A 15,569-nucleotide genomic window follows, 5' to 3' on the forward strand; every position below is an offset into this window, starting at 1 on the left:
TTAGCGGACCTCCTTGAAATAGTCAAGCGTTTTTTGCAAAGTCTCAAGATTTTCTACGTTCATGCTCTTGAGGGATTTATCAATGCGGCGGTTAAACCCGCAGAGTGTTTTCCCGGGGCCTGCCTCGACAAACGTATCGGCCCCAAAGGCACTCATCGTGTTGACACAGGCGATCCATTTCACGGGATGATCTGCCTGAGCGACGAGATTTGCTTTGATCTCATCCGCTTTCGTTTCCAGTTCGCCCGTAAAGTTCGAAACGACCGGAATCTTCGCGTCGCGAATCTGCACCTTGTCAAGCTCTGCCGCCAGTTTTTCTGCAGCCGGCTTCATCAGGGTAGAATGGAACGGCGCCGACACGGGCAGAATGACCGCTTTTTTTGCACCGGCAGCCTTGAGCGTCTCAACCGCAGCCTCCACGCCCTTCGTCGTCCCGGCGATAACCGTCTGACCCGGGCAGTTGAAGTTTACGGCCTGAACCTCGCCGGCCGTCTTTGTCGCCTTCTCGCAGGCATCGACGATGACCTCGTCAGCCAGACCAATGATCGCCGCCATACCGCCCTGACCGACCGGAACGGCTTCCTGCATGAACTGGCCGCGCTTATGCACCAGCGCGACAGCATCCTGAAAGTCCAGAACATCCGCAGCGACCAGAGCCGAATATTCGCCCAGACTATGTCCGCCCGTCACATCCGGCTGAAGCCCGTGTTCCTTGAGAATCTCGTTGGCGATCACGCTCATGGTCAAGATGGCCGGCTGCGTATTCGCCGTCAGCTTGAGATCTTCTTCCGGACCTTCGAAGCACATCTGTCGGATGGAATACCCGAGCGCTTCATCAGCCTGCGCAAAAAGCTTCTCCGCCACTTCATACTGCGCACAAAAATCCTTGCCCATACCGACGGTCTGCGCACCCTGTCCCGGGAATACAAATGCAAGCTTGTTCACCGTAACTACCTCCATAAAATCCGAATATCCGCTTTACAGCACCCTATGATTCGTTATTCGCAGTCCTGCCGGATCGTACCGATAACGCCCGGCAGTCCCTTTATCATATCCTCAATGATCTGGCTGACCGGCTTGATATCATCAAGCATACCGGAAATTTCGCCAATCATGACCGAGCCGTTCTGTACATCGCCCTCATGCGTAGCACGATGCAGACTGCCCACACCCAGTTTCTCCAGTTCCTCAGCCGGAGCGCCGGCCGCTTCCATTTCCTGGAACTTACGGGTAAGCTTATTCGCCAGAACGCGCGCCGGATGTCCAAGCGTACGCCCGGTAACAACCGTAGAACGATCCTTTGCCTTCAGGATCATTTTCTTATAATCCGGATGTGCGATGCACTCCTCACTCATCACAAAGCGGGAGCCCATCTGTACGGCTTTTGCGCCAAGGGCAAAAGCCGCCGCCATACCGCGGGAATCTGCGATACCGCCGGCACCGATGACAGGGACGTCCACAGCATCGACGACCTGCGGCAGCAGAGCCATGGTCGTGATTTCTCCGATATGCCCGCCCGATTCCGTACCTTCGGCAATGACCGCATCCGCTCCCGAGCGGACCAGACGTCTGGCCAGCGCAACGGAAGCCACGACCGGAATCACCTTCGTGCCGATTTCTTTCAGTGCAGGCACATACTCACCGGGATTGCCCGCTCCGGTTGTCACAACCGGTACCTTCTCATCGAGTACGACCTGCATGACTTCCCTGACATACGGACTCATGAGCATAATATTAACGCCAAACGGCTTATCCGTCCAGCCCTTGCATTTCTGAATCTCATTCCGCAGAATTTCAGGCGGCATATGACCGGCACCAATGATGCCTAATCCGCCGGCATTGGAAACAGCAGAAGCCAGTTCCGCCGTGCCAATCCAAGCCATTCCTCCCTGGAAAATCGGATACTTTATGTTTAATAATTTACAAATCGCATTGTTTTCAAACATTAAGATTAGTCCTCCTTCGCCCATTTCATGATGCAGGACGCCCAGGTCAGGCCTGCACCAAAGCCGGCCAGAGCCAGCACATTGCCTTTTTTGAAGCGGCCTGCGTGAGCCGCCTCTGCCAGCGCCACAGGAATGGACGCAGCTGACGTATTGCCATAATTGCCAATATTGACGATAACCCTATCCATCGACAGGTTCAACCGTTTGGCTGCCGCCTGAATAATACGGATATTCGCCTGATGGGGAACCATCCAGTCGATTTCTCCCTTGTCCATACCAGCTTTTTGCAGGGAAGCTTCCACGGTTTTTCCCATGATCCTGACCGCGAAGCGGAATACGGCCTTGCCGTCCATGTGAATAAAATTCATCCGCTGGTCAAGCATCTCATGCGTCACAGGATGCAGGCTGCCGCTGGCGGGAATATCGAGAAAATCCGCGCCGGATCCATCGCTGCCGAGATCAAAGCTCTGCACACCCAGCCCGTCCTCTACCGCACCATAGACTGCCGCACCGGCACCATCGCCGAACAGGATACAGGTATTGCGGTCCGTCCAGTCCACGACCTTGGAAAGCGTCTCCGCACCGATGACCAGAATCTTGCGGTACATCCCCGTTTCAATAAACTGGCAGGCAATCGCCGAGCCATAGACAAATCCGGAACACGCCGCCGACAGATCAAACGCTCCGGCATGCACAGCGCCAAGACGATGCTGCAGCACACAGGCCGTTGAAGGAATAATCCGGTCCGAAGTCAGCGTAGCAACAAGGATGAGATCCAGATCTGCCGGATCAACCTTTGCATCCTTCAAAGCCATACAGGCGGCGCGATAAGCCAGTTCCGAAACCGGCATATCGTCCGGTGCCACATGGCGCTGATGAATTCCGGTACGCTCAACGATCCAGGCATCATTCGTGTCCACCATCCGTTCCAGATCCGCGTTGGTCACCACCTGCTCCGGCGCTGCCCAGCCCGTTCCCAGTATTCCGGCACTATTTTTTTTCTCCGTCATTCGTCAATATCTCCTCCTTTGCCAGCGCATCGCGGATATGATCGAGAACATTACCGTTGACATAATCATTCGCGACTCCGATAGCACTGCAGATCGACTTGGCGTTGGATGACCCATGACTGATGATGCAGACACCATTGACTCCCAGCAGCGGTGCTCCGCCGTATTCCGAAACGTCCAGACGCTTGCCGAGCTTCTTCAACGCCGGCATGAGCAGGAAAGCACCCAACTTCGCCAGAACACCACTCTCCCGGATTGCCTCTTTAATCAGCTTCATGATGGTTTTGGCCAGTCCCTCTGCAAATTTTAGCACAACATTGCCAACAAATCCATCACAAATTACAACATCAAAATTCCCCTTGGGGATATCGCGCCCTTCGGCATTGCCGCAGAAATTGATCGTATGCATGGCCTTGAGCAGCTGATACGTCTCCTTTGCCTGCTCGTTTCCCTTCGTTTCCTCTTCACCGATATTCAAAAGGCCTACTTTCGGTGCCTTTATGCCAAATACATATTCCGCATAAATAGCGCCCATCATCCCGCTCTGAACCAAATGAACCGGACGAGAGTCCACATTGGCCCCAGAATCCAGAAGCATGGTAACCCCTTTCGGGGTCGGGATCGGCGTAGCAATCGTCGGTCGGCCGATCCCCCGAATCCGCTTGAGAATCAGCTGCGCTGCCGTAACGGCTGCTCCCGTACTGCCGGCGGAAAGCACCGCATCGCATTCGCCTTCCTTGACCAGCCGTGTAGCCACAACAATCGAAGAGTCCTTCTTCATCCGCACGGCGTCGGCCGGATGCTCCCCCATCTCGATGACTTCCGAAGCATGATGTATGCGGATTCCCAGCTCTTCCCAGCCCCGTTCGCGACGAAGCACCTCACGGATCCGCGGCTCATCACCGACCAGCACGACCTCACAATGATATTTTCTGGCGGCGCGCACGGCGCCGAACACAATCTGTTCCGGTGCGAAATCGCCGCCCATTGCATCCACTGCAATTTTCATACGCTCACTCCTCTTACTTCTCACCCCACGAAACCATGATGAATTTCGCGCGGAAAACTTCCTGAGTGTCATTATGGGTCTTTACCCACACAAAATATTTATTCCCCCGTACACGGACAATTTCCGCCTTGGCAATCAGTTTTTCCCCTACATGAACAGGCACTTTGTATTTGACATTCGCTATACCGGTAACGGCCATCGGTGCATCGATAATGGCCAAAGCCAGAGAATTGGCCTGGGAAAACATGTAATGCCCCTTGGCAATCTTCGTCTTGGCAAAGACCATATCATCCGTAATCCGCAGCAGCGAGATGCCCGAGCGGCCGAGCTCCAGATCGATGAGTTCACCGACCACTTCGCCGCTCTGGATCGATTTTACCTTGTTCTGCGCATGCTCTGCCATTTTTCGAATGCGGCCACGCAACTCCGGTATGCCAAGCTCCAGACGATCCAGACGAATCGTCTGGACACTGACCTCCAGCTGACGGGCCAATTCTTCATCAGTCAGAAACGGTTTTTTCTGAACCTGCTCCAAAAGCAACTGATGCCGTTCCTTTTTCTTGACTCTTGCCATCTCTGCACCCCCTGACACGGATTGTCCGACGCACCATTAGTACCAGCTACTACAATCTCATATAATGGTCTATTATAAAGGGTATGTCACAAAAATGCAAGTACCGGATTCCGCTGAAATCGGCAGAAATACCCGGCGTACGCGCGGGTATAAGCCATTTCTTTCTATATATATGATAGACAGGTACAGGGAAAAACGCTGAAAACAAATAAAAGAAGCAGGACAAACGAACGTCCTGCTTCTAAGTCTCCCTTTACTCTGCGGCCTTGACCACTTCTTTACCATCATAATAACCACATTCCGGGCATACATGATGAGGCATCTTCGGCTCGTGGCACTGCGGGCAAGAAACAAACCCCGGTGCCTCCAGTTTCCAGTTTGCGCGGCGCTTATCGCGGCGTGCTTTGGACATTTTACGCTTTGGTACTGCCATGTCGGATACACCTCCTTAAATCGCTGGTTCCTATAGGACCTTACTTTTTGTTCAATAATTGCTGTAATGCTGCCATGCGCGGATCCGGAACAAAGCGATCGCAGCCGCAATCGCCTTCATTCAGATTATGGCCGCACACAGGACAAAGCCCCTTGCAGTCAGGCTTGCAGATATTACTGAGCGGCTGAGATGCGATCAGAGTATCCCGAACCAGCGTCCGGATATCGATCATATCCCCTTCAAATACGTTAACCTCTTCCTCATCGTCCGCTTCGCGGGCGAAATCTTCCGAAAAGGGCTGGGACTGTGCATTCCGGCACTCCGTCAAACACCGGTCGCAGACAAATGTCTTAACGGCCTCTATCGTTCCCGTCACACGCCAGCATGAACCCGTATACACCACAGTTCCAACAATCTGGATCAGTCCGTCAAACGCATACTCCCCGCTCCGAATCTCCAGCTCCTCAGCCGTCGTCGAAAAAGAAAACGGAAGCCTCTGACCCGGATTGCGATTTAATTCAGCAATATTAACCTTCATTCAGCATCAACCTCAATTTATTATAACGGTCGTCCTTATGTTTGTCAATCCAGACCGCCCTTCTCATATGGTTCACCCCCGATGCGTGCATGAAACGCATGAATCGCTTCCCGCTGAACGGCCTTCAGCGGAACATTGTTTTTTCGGGCCAGCTGACAGCAGTCCTCATATTCCGCCGATACCTGCGTCAGCTGTCCATGCCAGGCGCTGACTTTGCAGTGTACAGGACCGAAGCGTGTTTCAACGACAGCCATATGACGCGCGGCTTCCAGTCTGGCATCAATCGGAATAACCCGGATTCCGATGCTCGTTGTCTCCCGAAACAACAGATCCGCACAGGCCTCCCGGCAGGAGGAATCCACCAGAACCGAGAGCTGATGGGCCGGCCGGTTTTTTTTCATAAAAATCGGCGTTGTCCAGACATCCAGTGCGCCTGCATCCAATAATTTTTCATAAAGGTATCCGTAAATCTGAGGATTCATATCATCGATATTCGTTTCCAAAAGAACGGGCTCTTTCTTTGCCTGTCCCCGATACTCCCCGAGATAAACGCGGAGAACATTGGGAAGCTCCAGCTCCCATGTCCCCGCGCCATAAGAAATGGATTGAACAGCAAATCCATCCGGCAGAGAAGCACTGTAGTCCGCCAGCGCGGTGACCAGAGCGGCGCCGGTCGGCGTCGTCAGTTCTTTTTCCGCGCCATAACAAAAACGGGGCCACTGCCTGAGAAGATCCGCAACAGCCGGCGCAGGAACCGGCATGATGCCATGCGCGCAGCGTACAAAACCGCTGCCAGTATTGAGCCGTGATGCAAAGATGCGTTCCACGCCGAGATATTCCAGACACCATGCCGTCCCGATGATGTCCACAATAGAATCCACTGCGCCAACCTCATGAAAGGCCACCTCGTCCGAAGGCCGTCCATGTACACGTCCCTCCGCCTCCGCAATGGCCTGAAACACAGTCAAAGCGTTTTCGCGTACACGCGAAGGCATCCCGGCCTGATCGATCATTCGCCGGATATCCTTCATCGTTCGATGCACATGCGTCTCATGTTCATGATGCCCGGACCGGTGCTCTGCCGTCTCCGGCAGGACCACTTCCACATAAACGGAACAAATTCCATTGCGCCGGACCTCTTCTGCCCGCATCACAAACGCATCTGCTCCCAGCGGCAGTTCCCGGAGTTTTTCTTCCAGCCAGGAAGCCGGTACACCGGCCTGAATGAGCGCCCCCAGCATCATATTGCCGCTGATCCCCGAAAAGGCATCCAGATATATTGCCTTCATTCTATCACCTCATACGATTGATCTTGCTGGCCAGAACTCCGGCGCCGAATCCATTGTCAATATTCATAACGGATACCCCCGATGCGCAGCTGTTCAGCATGGAAAGGAGCGCTGCCAGACCTTGAAAGGACGCGCCATAACCGACGCTCGTAGGCACGGCAATAACCGGTTTATCGGTCAGTCCGCCCACCACGCTGGCCAGGGCTCCTTCCATTCCGGCAATGACGATGATCACACGAGCTTCTCGGATTTCCGGCAAATGGGCAAACAATCGATGAATGCCGGCAACACCGCAGTCATAGCAGGTTTTGACACAATTCCCCCAGAGATACGCCGTCAGACGGGCTTCCTCCGCCACAGGAATATCGCTGGTCCCCGCAGTCAGAATAAGGATTGGACGGGAAGGGTCCCGATCCAGTGAAGTATCACGGTCCACATAGATCATGCGGGCCGTTTCATCGTATACAACCTGAGGCAGCCGCCTGTGAACAAACTGATACATTTCCCGGTCAGCCCGCGTCGCCATCAGGTTCCCCCTGCTCCGCTGACAAAGGGACTGCATGATAGAACTCACCTGCTCTTTGGTTTTCCCCGCTGCATAGATCACCTCGGGAAACCCCTGACGCAATTCGCGATGATGATCGACTTCTGCAAAACCCATATCCTCAAATGGAATACTGCGAATCTGATGAACGGCTTCCTCTTCCGTCATATCTCCTGCCTTATAGCGCCGCAGCAAATCTTGAATATCCGGCTCCGTCATGCTTTTTTCCCCCCGATCTTCCGCCGGCGCTGGAGCAGGGTCTCCCGTTCCAGCGCGAAAAAAAGCAGACCGCGTTTTTTCGCGCCTGCCTTTTGATTGTTCACTGTTCCGCCGGAGCCATCTCCCCGCCGGCATTCTGCTGAGCCTGCCGGGCCGCCTGCTGATTCATCTGCTCCTTGGCCTGCTGAAGCACGCTGAGCGCCTGCTGAAGACCTGCTTCCGCCTGGCGCACCCCCTGAAACGTTCCGTTCACATGCGAAATCAACTGATCAAACACCTGATTGGCATAAGCATCGGCATCATTTTGCAGCTGCGCAGCGTTTTTCCTCGTGCGTTCCATAATCTCACGCTCCTGCTGCTGCGTCTGCTGCAGGATGGTTTTGGCCCTATCCTTGGACTGCTGTACGATCTCGCTCTCCTCGGTCATACGATTCGCATATTGTTTGGCTTCCTTACGAATCCGCTCCGCTTCCTTCTCCGCTTCATGCAGAATCTTATCCCGCTGTTCCACGATCTCATTGGCCCGCCGGAGTTCCTGCGGCAGATCCTTACGAAGTTCCTCGACGCAGCGGATGAGTTCCTGATCGTTGACAAACGTTTTTTCTGTAAAAGGCAGCCGGGTCGCCCCCACCACCATATTTTCCAACCTCGTCAGAGTATCGCGTACCGACATATTCCGCCTACTTCCTTTCTTTTTCTTTCATTTCTGTAAACGCCTGCTCGACACATTCCGGCACCAAACCGCGGAGCCGCCCCTGAAAACTGTACAGTTCCCGAACACCGGAAGAACTGATAAACGAATATTCCGGGCGCGTCAGCAAAAAGACCGTATCAATATCCGGGTCCAGATGGCGTATCATATACGCTTCGTTTTCCTCATATTCCAAATCCTTCACAGAACGCACGCCACGAACAATAATGCTGGCATCATGCTGCTTCATAAAATCCGTAAGCAGGCCGGAAAACGACAGGACATATACATTGGGCAGATGCTTCACGGACTCCCGCAGCAGCTCCACCCTTTGTTCTACGGGAAAAAACGCTTTTTTCTTCTGATTATGGAACACGCAGACAATCAGCTCGTCAAACATCCGGCTGGCCCGCTCGAAAATATCTATATGCCCGTTGGTAACCGGATCAAAGCTTCCTGAACATACCGCCCGCTTCATGAACCCGCCTCCTCAAGATAGGCACGCCATTGAAAAAAACTCAGCTGCGTCGTGTGTCCGTAGCGCCGGTTCATCACCCGTACCAGCCGATGCAGCGATGGGACCTCCATCTCATCAGCGCCATGTTCCACGACCATTATCCCCCGCCGATCCATCAGCCCATCCGACTGATCGATTGCGGTCAGAGCCTGCTCCCATAGTCCGCGATGGTAAGGCGGATCGCAAAAGATCAGATCGAACCGGCGCTGCTGCGCGGCCATTTGCGCCATGGCCGCAAAAACATCGCCGCTATAAACCGATACCCGATCCTGCAGATGCGTCAGCACAGCATTCGAGCGAATCAATGCTGCGGTAGACCGATCGACGAACACAGCGGACGATGCCCCCCGGGACAATGCTTCCAGCCCGAGATTTCCCGTCCCGGCAAAAAGATCCAAAACACAACGATCCTGAACCTTTCCGCCCAGAATATTAAACAAGGATTCCTTCACCCGGTCGGCCGTCGGCCGGGTCGTCTCCTGTCCTCTCGGTGTTTTCAGACGACATCCTCGGGCCGAACCCGTGATGATTCTCATGGCGTCACTCCATCCCGCAATGAAAAGCTTACAGCAAACAGCTATATTCTATCATACTTTCCCCGAATAGTGAACCGTCCTTATGTTATAATAAGAAAAGAAAATGGCGTTCAGTCATCGGATTCCATCAGGAGGATTTTCTTTGAAAAAACAGGCATCACTTCTTCTGCTTCTCATTCTTTTTCTATCTGCGTCCCTAATCTGGCAGCAAACAATCCGGCAGGAACCTGACTCCGTTCCCATCTCTTCCCAGCGCCTGATGCAGGAACAGATTCTGCTGGTACCACTGGACGGGCGTCCGCCCTGCCGACAGTTCGTCATTGACGCAGGCCGTATCAGCGGCACAGAGGTCATCACACCGCCGAATAGTCTGCAGGACTATTATTCTCAGCCGGGCGACACGACCGGTATGCGGAGCTGGCTTTCCGAACATATCGACGGATCCGGCGCGGCCATTCTCTCCATCGATCAGCTTCTCTACGGCGGCCTGCTGGCAGCCCGTGAAAAAGAACTCCCGCCCGGAGCGATCGAGGAATTGCTCCAATTCCTCCGTCAGCTTCATGCAAATCATCCTGACATTCCGCTCTATGCGTTCAGCATCCTGCCGCGCCAAACACCGCAGGATACGATTGACGGTTATCAGGAACGCCGGGATCTTCTTGCTTACTCCCGACTGAAGGGCCGTGAGGATGCAGGACTCGCCATAAATTCATCAGAGCTTTCCCGCCTGGAACAGTCCATCCCCACCGGTTCCCTGCAGCGCTATCTTTCGCATTTTACAGAAAACGAGGCCCTGAACCGCGCACTGATCGAGCTGGTCCGAGAAGGCGTGCTGACACGCCTCATTCTCGGACAGGACGACGGCGAACCATACAGCATCCCGAATATCGAAAAAAAGCATCTGCTGGATTGGATCCGCAGCCGGAATCTGTCAGACGGCAGCGTTGTCCTGACACACGGCGCAGATGAAATCGCCCTATCTCTGCTCGCCTCCATTCACAACGAAAAAACCGGATTCCATCCGCGTATCCACGTGCGATACAATCACGACCGGACCCCGGCGCGTATCATGCCTTATATGGCCGTCAGCATAGAACAAACCGTACAGGAGAAAATCGCACTGCTCGGCGGACAACAGACAAACTCTGAAGAAAACGCGGATTTTACCCTGCTGGTTTCTTCGTGTGACAGCGAGGAAGACGACCTGTCGGCGCGCCGTGATACCGTTCAGGAGCTGGAGCACGACCGCAGCCTCTCTATGCCGGTCGCCCTCGTTGATCTGAGCCGCCACTTTCAGGCTCAGGAAACCGTGCTGCCTCTTCTCATTCAAAGGGATTATCCCGTCAACGAGCTGATTGCCTACGCCGGCTGGAACACTACCAGCAATGCGGTTGGCACAGCGCTGGCGCAAGCCAGTCTCTTTGAATCCTCCCGTAGGCAATCCGGTGACCGAGCCGAAGTCATCGCTGTCACAGCCGCCAATCTCACCTTCCTGCAGAACCGCATTCTGGAAGATTATTTCTATCTGAAAGATACCATTGATCTCATCAACACCACCCTGCAGAAAGCCGGATATACCAATACCGCCGACCTGGATCTGGAGCACAATTACCGCTGGGCCAATCTCATGCTGCAGCACACCATGAAGAACCAGCTGGCTGTCTATAAAAACACCCGCTCCTTCCGACAGCCGGTTCGCTTTTCCTCCCCGTCCGGTGATTTTGAGCTCATCATGCAGGATATAACCATTGATCTGAGCTATCCCTGGCCGCGCACCTTCGAAATCTATCTTCGTTCTGCCCCGCGCCTCGCCATAACCAAAACTCCGGAAGCAGAATAAAAGCTGTTTTTCAGGTATTGACAAACAAAACATCACCCGATATAATATGTAAATGTTGACGGTATTTCGCCGTTTGCACAGGGGTATCGCCAAGTTGGTAAGGCACGGGTCTCTGAATCCCGCATGCGTTGGTTCGAGTCCAGCTACCCCTGCCATATGAATACGAAATCGCTGTTCCGTAAGGAACAGCGATTTTTTTATCCGATGTTAAACGGGTGCTAAGACTCCCGTTAACATCGGATAAAAAGAACATCATCCCGAATCGATAGAAACAAACACGAAAAAACGCAGGGCCGTAAGCTGCACATACATGACCCTGCGTTTTTCTCAATGTCTTGGCGGAACGGGCAAAACAGGCGGAAGTTCGACCACTGCCGAAGCCCGCCTGACAGGAACCGGCTGTACAGGCGGAAGCTCGACGATCGCATCATGATTCCGCGCGGCCGGCACCGGCTGAATGGGCGGAAGGGCCGTCGTCTGCTCCGGACGCGAATCAGCGGTCCGCCTGAGAGCGGTACTGTGATCCGAATCCGTCTGACCTGCACCCTTCACCATAACAGGTGCGGCGATCTGTTTCTCCCGCGGGAGCGCCGGTGCAACGGAAGGACTGGAGGATGCCTGCCTTACCGGCTCCTTTATCTCCTGCCTTTTTTGCTTTCGCTGCGCATCCACATCCGCCGCAGTAATAATAATCGGTATTGCTTTGTCAACGCGAGTGTTCTGACCTTTGCTCAATGCTTCCGGAACATTCTTCGCGCGCTCAGCCGATTCCCACCGGAGCTGCGGCCGGTAATGCGGCAGTGCATGTGTGTCTTCTGCCGCGGCATACCGGTCCGCCTGTTTTTCTGTGCTTGCGCTGTCTATCCGCTGGCTGGAAGCAGCTGCGGCACTCTGTGTGCCGGCTGTGCCAGTCATAATCAGCATGACAGCCAGCAAGGAAACCGCCGGCCTGATCTTCCCCTTCATGGTAAAAGCCTCCTATATTTATCCTGATGATCTGTTATAGTCTTATTCGCCATTCCTGCCCGAAATCCTGCCGAAAAGAAAAAGCGGATATTCTCCTTATCCTGCACAGTAGAAGAAAAATAGGACATTTGCCCTTTTCTTATTTGCTATTTTTTCTTATACTTTATATGGATTTTAATTTTCAGAACAAGTTTTGAGAAAGAAGGAGCATCAACCATGGCAACACCACATATTGGCGCAGAAAAAGGCGATATCGCAGAGCGCATCCTCCTGCCGGGCGATCCGCTGCGGGCAAAATTCATTGCCGAACATTTTTTGGACAACCCGAAACAGTATACTTCGGTCCGCAACATTCTGGGATATACCGGAACCTATAAGGGCGTTCCTGTTTCGGTACAGGGAACGGGCATGGGCATTCCGTCCATCTCCATCTATGTCCACGAACTGATCCATGAATTTGGCTGCAAAAAACTCTTCCGCGTTGGTACCTGCGGCGGCATGCATCCGGATGTCAAGCTGCGCGACGTACTGATCGCACAGGGGGCCAGCACGGATTCCTCCATCATCAAAAATATCTTCGGCGGCTCCATCAACTATGCACCGCTGGCAGACTTCGACCTGCTTTCCAAGGCCGTAACGAACACGAAAAAGCTGAACCTGCGCGCTACAGTCGGCAATATCATCTCGGTCGACCGCTTCTATGACGATGAAATCGACAGCGACAAGCTGCGCAAATACGGCGTTCTGGCTGTCGAAATGGAAGCGGCCGCACTCTATACGCTGGCTGCTGAGGCCCATGTTCAGGCCCTTGCTCTGTTCACCGTAAGCGATCATCTGCTGACTGGCGAAGCCTGCACGGCTGAAGAGCGTCAGACTTCGTTCAATGACATGATCCGTATCGCATTGGAAACGGCGATCGAAGATTGATCCGGATCGCAAAGAATAGATCCAGCACCATATTGTTGAAAAAAATACCGTCGGCTGACAATCAGCCGGCGGTATTTTTTTCTGCCCTAACGGGCTGTTTTTTTATGCCTCGCGGAGAAACGCCGCATAGGCTTTCTTCGCTTCATAAACATCCACCTTGCTCGTAACCTCCCAGGGAGCGTGCATGCTCATGACACCGACACCGCTGTCAATAACCTGCATGCCGTACAAGCTCATGATGTACGCGATCGTTCCGCCGCCGCCGAGGTCGACTTTTCCAAGTTCCGCGAGCTGGTAATGAACCTGATTGTCATCCATGATGCGGCGAAGCTCTCCCAGATATTCCGCATTGGCATCATTGGAACCGGACTTTCCGCGCGCACCGGTGAATTTATTGAATACCATGCCTTTTCCCAAATACGAAACATTCTTCCGGTCATAGGCATCTGCATACAACGCGTCATAGGCACTCGACACATCGGAAGAAAGCATCTTGCAATTTGCCAGAGTCCGTCGTAGGGACAGATCGCTGTAACCGCCGCAGGCATTGAGCAGTTCCGCCACAATGTTTTCAAAGAAATGCGACTGCATGCCTGTGGCTCCGACGCTTCCGATCTCTTCTTTATCGACCAGCAGACAGCAGGCCGTGCGCTTCATATGACCGGTTTCCAGCATGGCAGCCAGCGAGGTATAGGCACAGACCCGGTCATCCTGCCCATAGGCCAGCGTCATGCTGCGGTCAAAGCCGAGCTCACGGGCCTTTCCGGCCGGAACAAGCGCCAGCTCCGCTGAGTGGAAGTCCTCTTCTTCTATATCGTATTTATCTTTGATCAGCTTGAGCACACCGGCCTTGACCGATTCCTTGTCCTCGTCTTCCAGCGGATAATTGCCGACCAGAATATCCAGATTTTCGCCCTCGATCACCTTGGCGGCATTCTTTTTCATCTGCTCCTGAGAAAGATGAATCAGCAGATCCGTCACGCAGAATACCGGATCATCGTCGTCTTCTCCAATGCAGATATCCATTACACGGCCGTCTTTTTTGACGACAACGCCATGCATGGCCAGCGGGAGCGTAACCCATTGATATTTCTTGATGCCGCCATAATAATGGGTATCCAAATACGCCAATCCGCCGTCTTCATAGAGCGGATTCTGCTTCACATCCAGACGGCAGGTATCAATATGGGCGCCCAAAATATTCATGCCCTGTTCAAGCGGATCATCGCCCAGATTAAACAAAACGATCGCTTTTTTCATATTGACGGCATAAACCTTATCGCCGGCCTGAAGCCTTTTCCCCTGTCGCACGACATCCAAAAGATTGCGGTAACCGGCGGCCTCTGCCTGACGCACCGCCTCCCGTACGCTTTCACGCTCGGTCTTGCAGCGGCTCAAAAAATCCCGGTAGCCCCGGTTGATCGTTTCCAGTTCCTGTTTCTCTGCTTCCTTATACTGGTTCCAAACGGACTGTTTTTCTTTTTTTTCCTCTGACATAAGCTGCACCCCTTACTCATTCTGCTGTGTCCGAATCATAGATTCTGCCGTCGGTTCAGATACCGGCTCCGCCGTATCAAAATAATCCTGAAGAATATCCACAAAATCCTGACGGGACACCGCCTTGTTAAATTTATCGCGCAAAACGGCGCCATGCGTGATGCCGCGCGTATACCAGGTCGCGTGCTTGCGCATTTCGCGCGGCCCTGCGTAATCGCCCTTATAATGAATCAACAGATCAAGATGACGCAAAATGACAGCAGCCCGCTCCCGCATGGACGGGCCGGGCAGTTCTTCACCGGTTTTCAAAAAGTGCGTCAGCTGACGGAAAATCCATGGATTTCCCTGCGCAGCCCGGCCGATCATTACACCGTCCGCCCCCGTAACCGCAAAAATCCGCTGAAGATCCCGGCAGGTGCGCACATCGCCATTTGCAATAACCGGTATCCCGACGCTCCGCTTGACCTCTCCGATGATCTCCCAGTCCGCATGATCCCGGTAAAACTGCTCCCGCGTCCGGCCATGAACGGCTATCGCATCGACCCCGGCCGCTTCTGCCAGTTTGGCCATTTCCACAACATTGACCTGTTGATCGTCCCACCCCTTTCGCATCTTAACGGTGACCGGCATCTTCACGGCACGCCGGATCGCGCTCAAAATGCGAAAAGCCCGCTCCGGATCGCGCATCAATGCCGACCCTTCCCCGTTTTTTACAATTTTGGGCGCCGGACAGCCCATATTAAAATCCAAAATATCCGCCGTTCCCAGCGATTCTACATAAGCAGCTGCCTCTGCCGCCATCTCCGGCGAATTGGCAAAGATCTGCATAACGAGCGGACGCTCTTCCGGCTCAGACTGCAGCATGGCCAAAGTCCGTTCATTGCGAAAATGAATGCCCTGACTGCTGACCATCTCCGCATAGCACAGCGGGCAGCCCATATCATGCGCGATGATCCGGTAAGCCGTATCGGTCACCCCCGCCATCGGAGCAAGAAAAACGGGCTGCTCAAAATGAAACGGTCCCAGATTCATG

Annotated in this window: 17 protein-coding genes and 1 tRNA gene; 3 read left to right on the forward strand and 15 right to left on the reverse strand. The window is 53.6% G+C overall.

The features are described from left to right. The 12 genes from fabD to rsmD all read right to left on the reverse strand — a co-directional run bounded on the left by fabD (position 1) and on the right by rsmD (position 9,306). Positions 1 to 945 (reverse strand): ACP S-malonyltransferase, encoded by a 945-nt coding sequence (gene fabD, locus FYJ78_RS02620; protein ID WP_328597617.1) that lies wholly within the window; start codon positions 943 to 945, stop codon positions 1 to 3. 53 nt (positions 946 to 998) lie between these two features. Beyond that, entirely contained in the window at positions 999 to 1,946 is a 948-nt protein-coding gene (gene fabK, locus FYJ78_RS02625; protein ID WP_154619840.1) for an enoyl-[acyl-carrier-protein] reductase FabK, read from the reverse strand. 5 nt (positions 1,947 to 1,951) lie between these two features. Further along, a complete protein-coding gene (locus tag FYJ78_RS02630; protein WP_154619842.1) occupies positions 1,952 to 2,956 on the reverse strand; it encodes a beta-ketoacyl-ACP synthase III in 1,005 nt (334 codons plus the stop codon). After that, positions 2,937 to 3,965, reverse strand: coding sequence for a phosphate acyltransferase PlsX (plsX, locus tag FYJ78_RS02635; RefSeq protein ID WP_154619844.1), 1,029 nt, complete (start codon positions 3,963 to 3,965; stop codon positions 2,937 to 2,939). The genes FYJ78_RS02630 and plsX overlap by 20 nt, the downstream gene beginning before the upstream one ends. Before the next feature lie 13 nt (positions 3,966 to 3,978). Continuing rightward, positions 3,979 to 4,539, reverse strand: coding sequence for a transcription factor FapR (gene fapR / locus FYJ78_RS02640; protein ID WP_154619845.1), 561 nt, complete (start codon positions 4,537 to 4,539; stop codon positions 3,979 to 3,981). Positions 4,540 to 4,792: 253 nt separating this feature from the next. Continuing rightward, positions 4,793 to 4,972: a 50S ribosomal protein L32 gene (gene rpmF / locus FYJ78_RS02645; RefSeq protein WP_154619846.1), complete on the reverse strand. Its 180-nt coding sequence runs from the start codon at positions 4,970 to 4,972 to the stop codon at positions 4,793 to 4,795. Between the two features lie 40 nt (positions 4,973 to 5,012). After that, positions 5,013 to 5,510: a YceD family protein gene (locus tag FYJ78_RS02650; protein ID WP_154619848.1), complete on the reverse strand. Its 498-nt coding sequence runs from the start codon at positions 5,508 to 5,510 to the stop codon at positions 5,013 to 5,015. Positions 5,511 to 5,554: 44 nt separating this feature from the next. Continuing rightward, positions 5,555 to 6,799: a nickel pincer cofactor biosynthesis protein LarC gene (gene larC, locus FYJ78_RS02655; RefSeq protein WP_154619850.1), complete on the reverse strand. Its 1,245-nt coding sequence runs from the start codon at positions 6,797 to 6,799 to the stop codon at positions 5,555 to 5,557. Positions 6,800 to 6,803: 4 nt separating this feature from the next. Then, entirely contained in the window at positions 6,804 to 7,562 is a 759-nt protein-coding gene (larB, locus tag FYJ78_RS02660; RefSeq protein ID WP_154619852.1) for a nickel pincer cofactor biosynthesis protein LarB, read from the reverse strand. 100 nt (positions 7,563 to 7,662) lie between these two features. Next, positions 7,663 to 8,235, reverse strand: coding sequence for an ATPase (locus FYJ78_RS02665; RefSeq protein WP_154619853.1), 573 nt, complete (start codon positions 8,233 to 8,235; stop codon positions 7,663 to 7,665). 7 nt (positions 8,236 to 8,242) lie between these two features. After that, entirely contained in the window at positions 8,243 to 8,731 is a 489-nt protein-coding gene (coaD, locus tag FYJ78_RS02670; RefSeq protein WP_154619854.1) for a pantetheine-phosphate adenylyltransferase, read from the reverse strand. Beyond that, positions 8,728 to 9,306, reverse strand: a complete 579-nt coding sequence (gene rsmD, locus FYJ78_RS02675) for a 16S rRNA (guanine(966)-N(2))-methyltransferase RsmD (protein WP_154619855.1) — start codon at positions 9,304 to 9,306, stop codon at positions 8,728 to 8,730. The genes coaD and rsmD overlap by 4 nt, the downstream gene beginning before the upstream one ends. A 142-nt stretch (positions 9,307 to 9,448) precedes the next feature. Here rsmD and FYJ78_RS02680 point away from each other — a divergent pair, with 142 nt between their 5' ends. Continuing rightward, positions 9,449 to 11,146: a DUF4127 family protein gene (locus FYJ78_RS02680; protein WP_235899775.1), complete on the forward strand. Its 1,698-nt coding sequence runs from the start codon at positions 9,449 to 9,451 to the stop codon at positions 11,144 to 11,146. Positions 11,147 to 11,225: 79 nt separating this feature from the next. After that, a tRNA-Gln gene (locus FYJ78_RS02685) sits at positions 11,226 to 11,301 on the forward strand. Positions 11,302 to 11,473: 172 nt separating this feature from the next. On the opposite strand, the gene FYJ78_RS02690 is transcribed toward FYJ78_RS02685, so the two are convergent. After that, positions 11,474 to 12,112, reverse strand: coding sequence for a hypothetical protein (locus FYJ78_RS02690; RefSeq protein WP_154619857.1), 639 nt, complete (start codon positions 12,110 to 12,112; stop codon positions 11,474 to 11,476). Positions 12,113 to 12,328: 216 nt separating this feature from the next. On the opposite strand from FYJ78_RS02690, the gene deoD reads away from it, so the two are divergent. After that, on the forward strand, positions 12,329 to 13,039 hold the full coding sequence (gene deoD / locus FYJ78_RS02695) for a purine-nucleoside phosphorylase (protein ID WP_154619858.1): 711 nt from the start codon (positions 12,329 to 12,331) through the stop codon (positions 13,037 to 13,039). Between the two features lie 102 nt (positions 13,040 to 13,141). Here the strand turns inward: deoD and FYJ78_RS02700 are convergent, their stop codons facing one another. Both FYJ78_RS02700 and dusB read right to left on the reverse strand, forming a co-directional pair. After that, positions 13,142 to 14,536 (reverse strand): aminopeptidase, encoded by a 1,395-nt coding sequence (locus FYJ78_RS02700; protein WP_154619859.1) that lies wholly within the window; start codon positions 14,534 to 14,536, stop codon positions 13,142 to 13,144. Positions 14,537 to 14,548: 12 nt separating this feature from the next. Beyond that, on the reverse strand, positions 14,549 to 15,568 hold the full coding sequence (gene dusB / locus FYJ78_RS02705; protein WP_154619922.1) for a tRNA dihydrouridine synthase DusB: 1,020 nt from the start codon (positions 15,566 to 15,568) through the stop codon (positions 14,549 to 14,551). Position 15,569 lies beyond the last annotated feature (1 nt).

The organism is Wylensekiella montiformis (assembly GCF_009697385.1).
GTDB classification, from domain to species: domain Bacteria; phylum Bacillota; class Negativicutes; order Selenomonadales; family Selenomonadaceae; genus Selenomonas_A; species Selenomonas_A montiformis.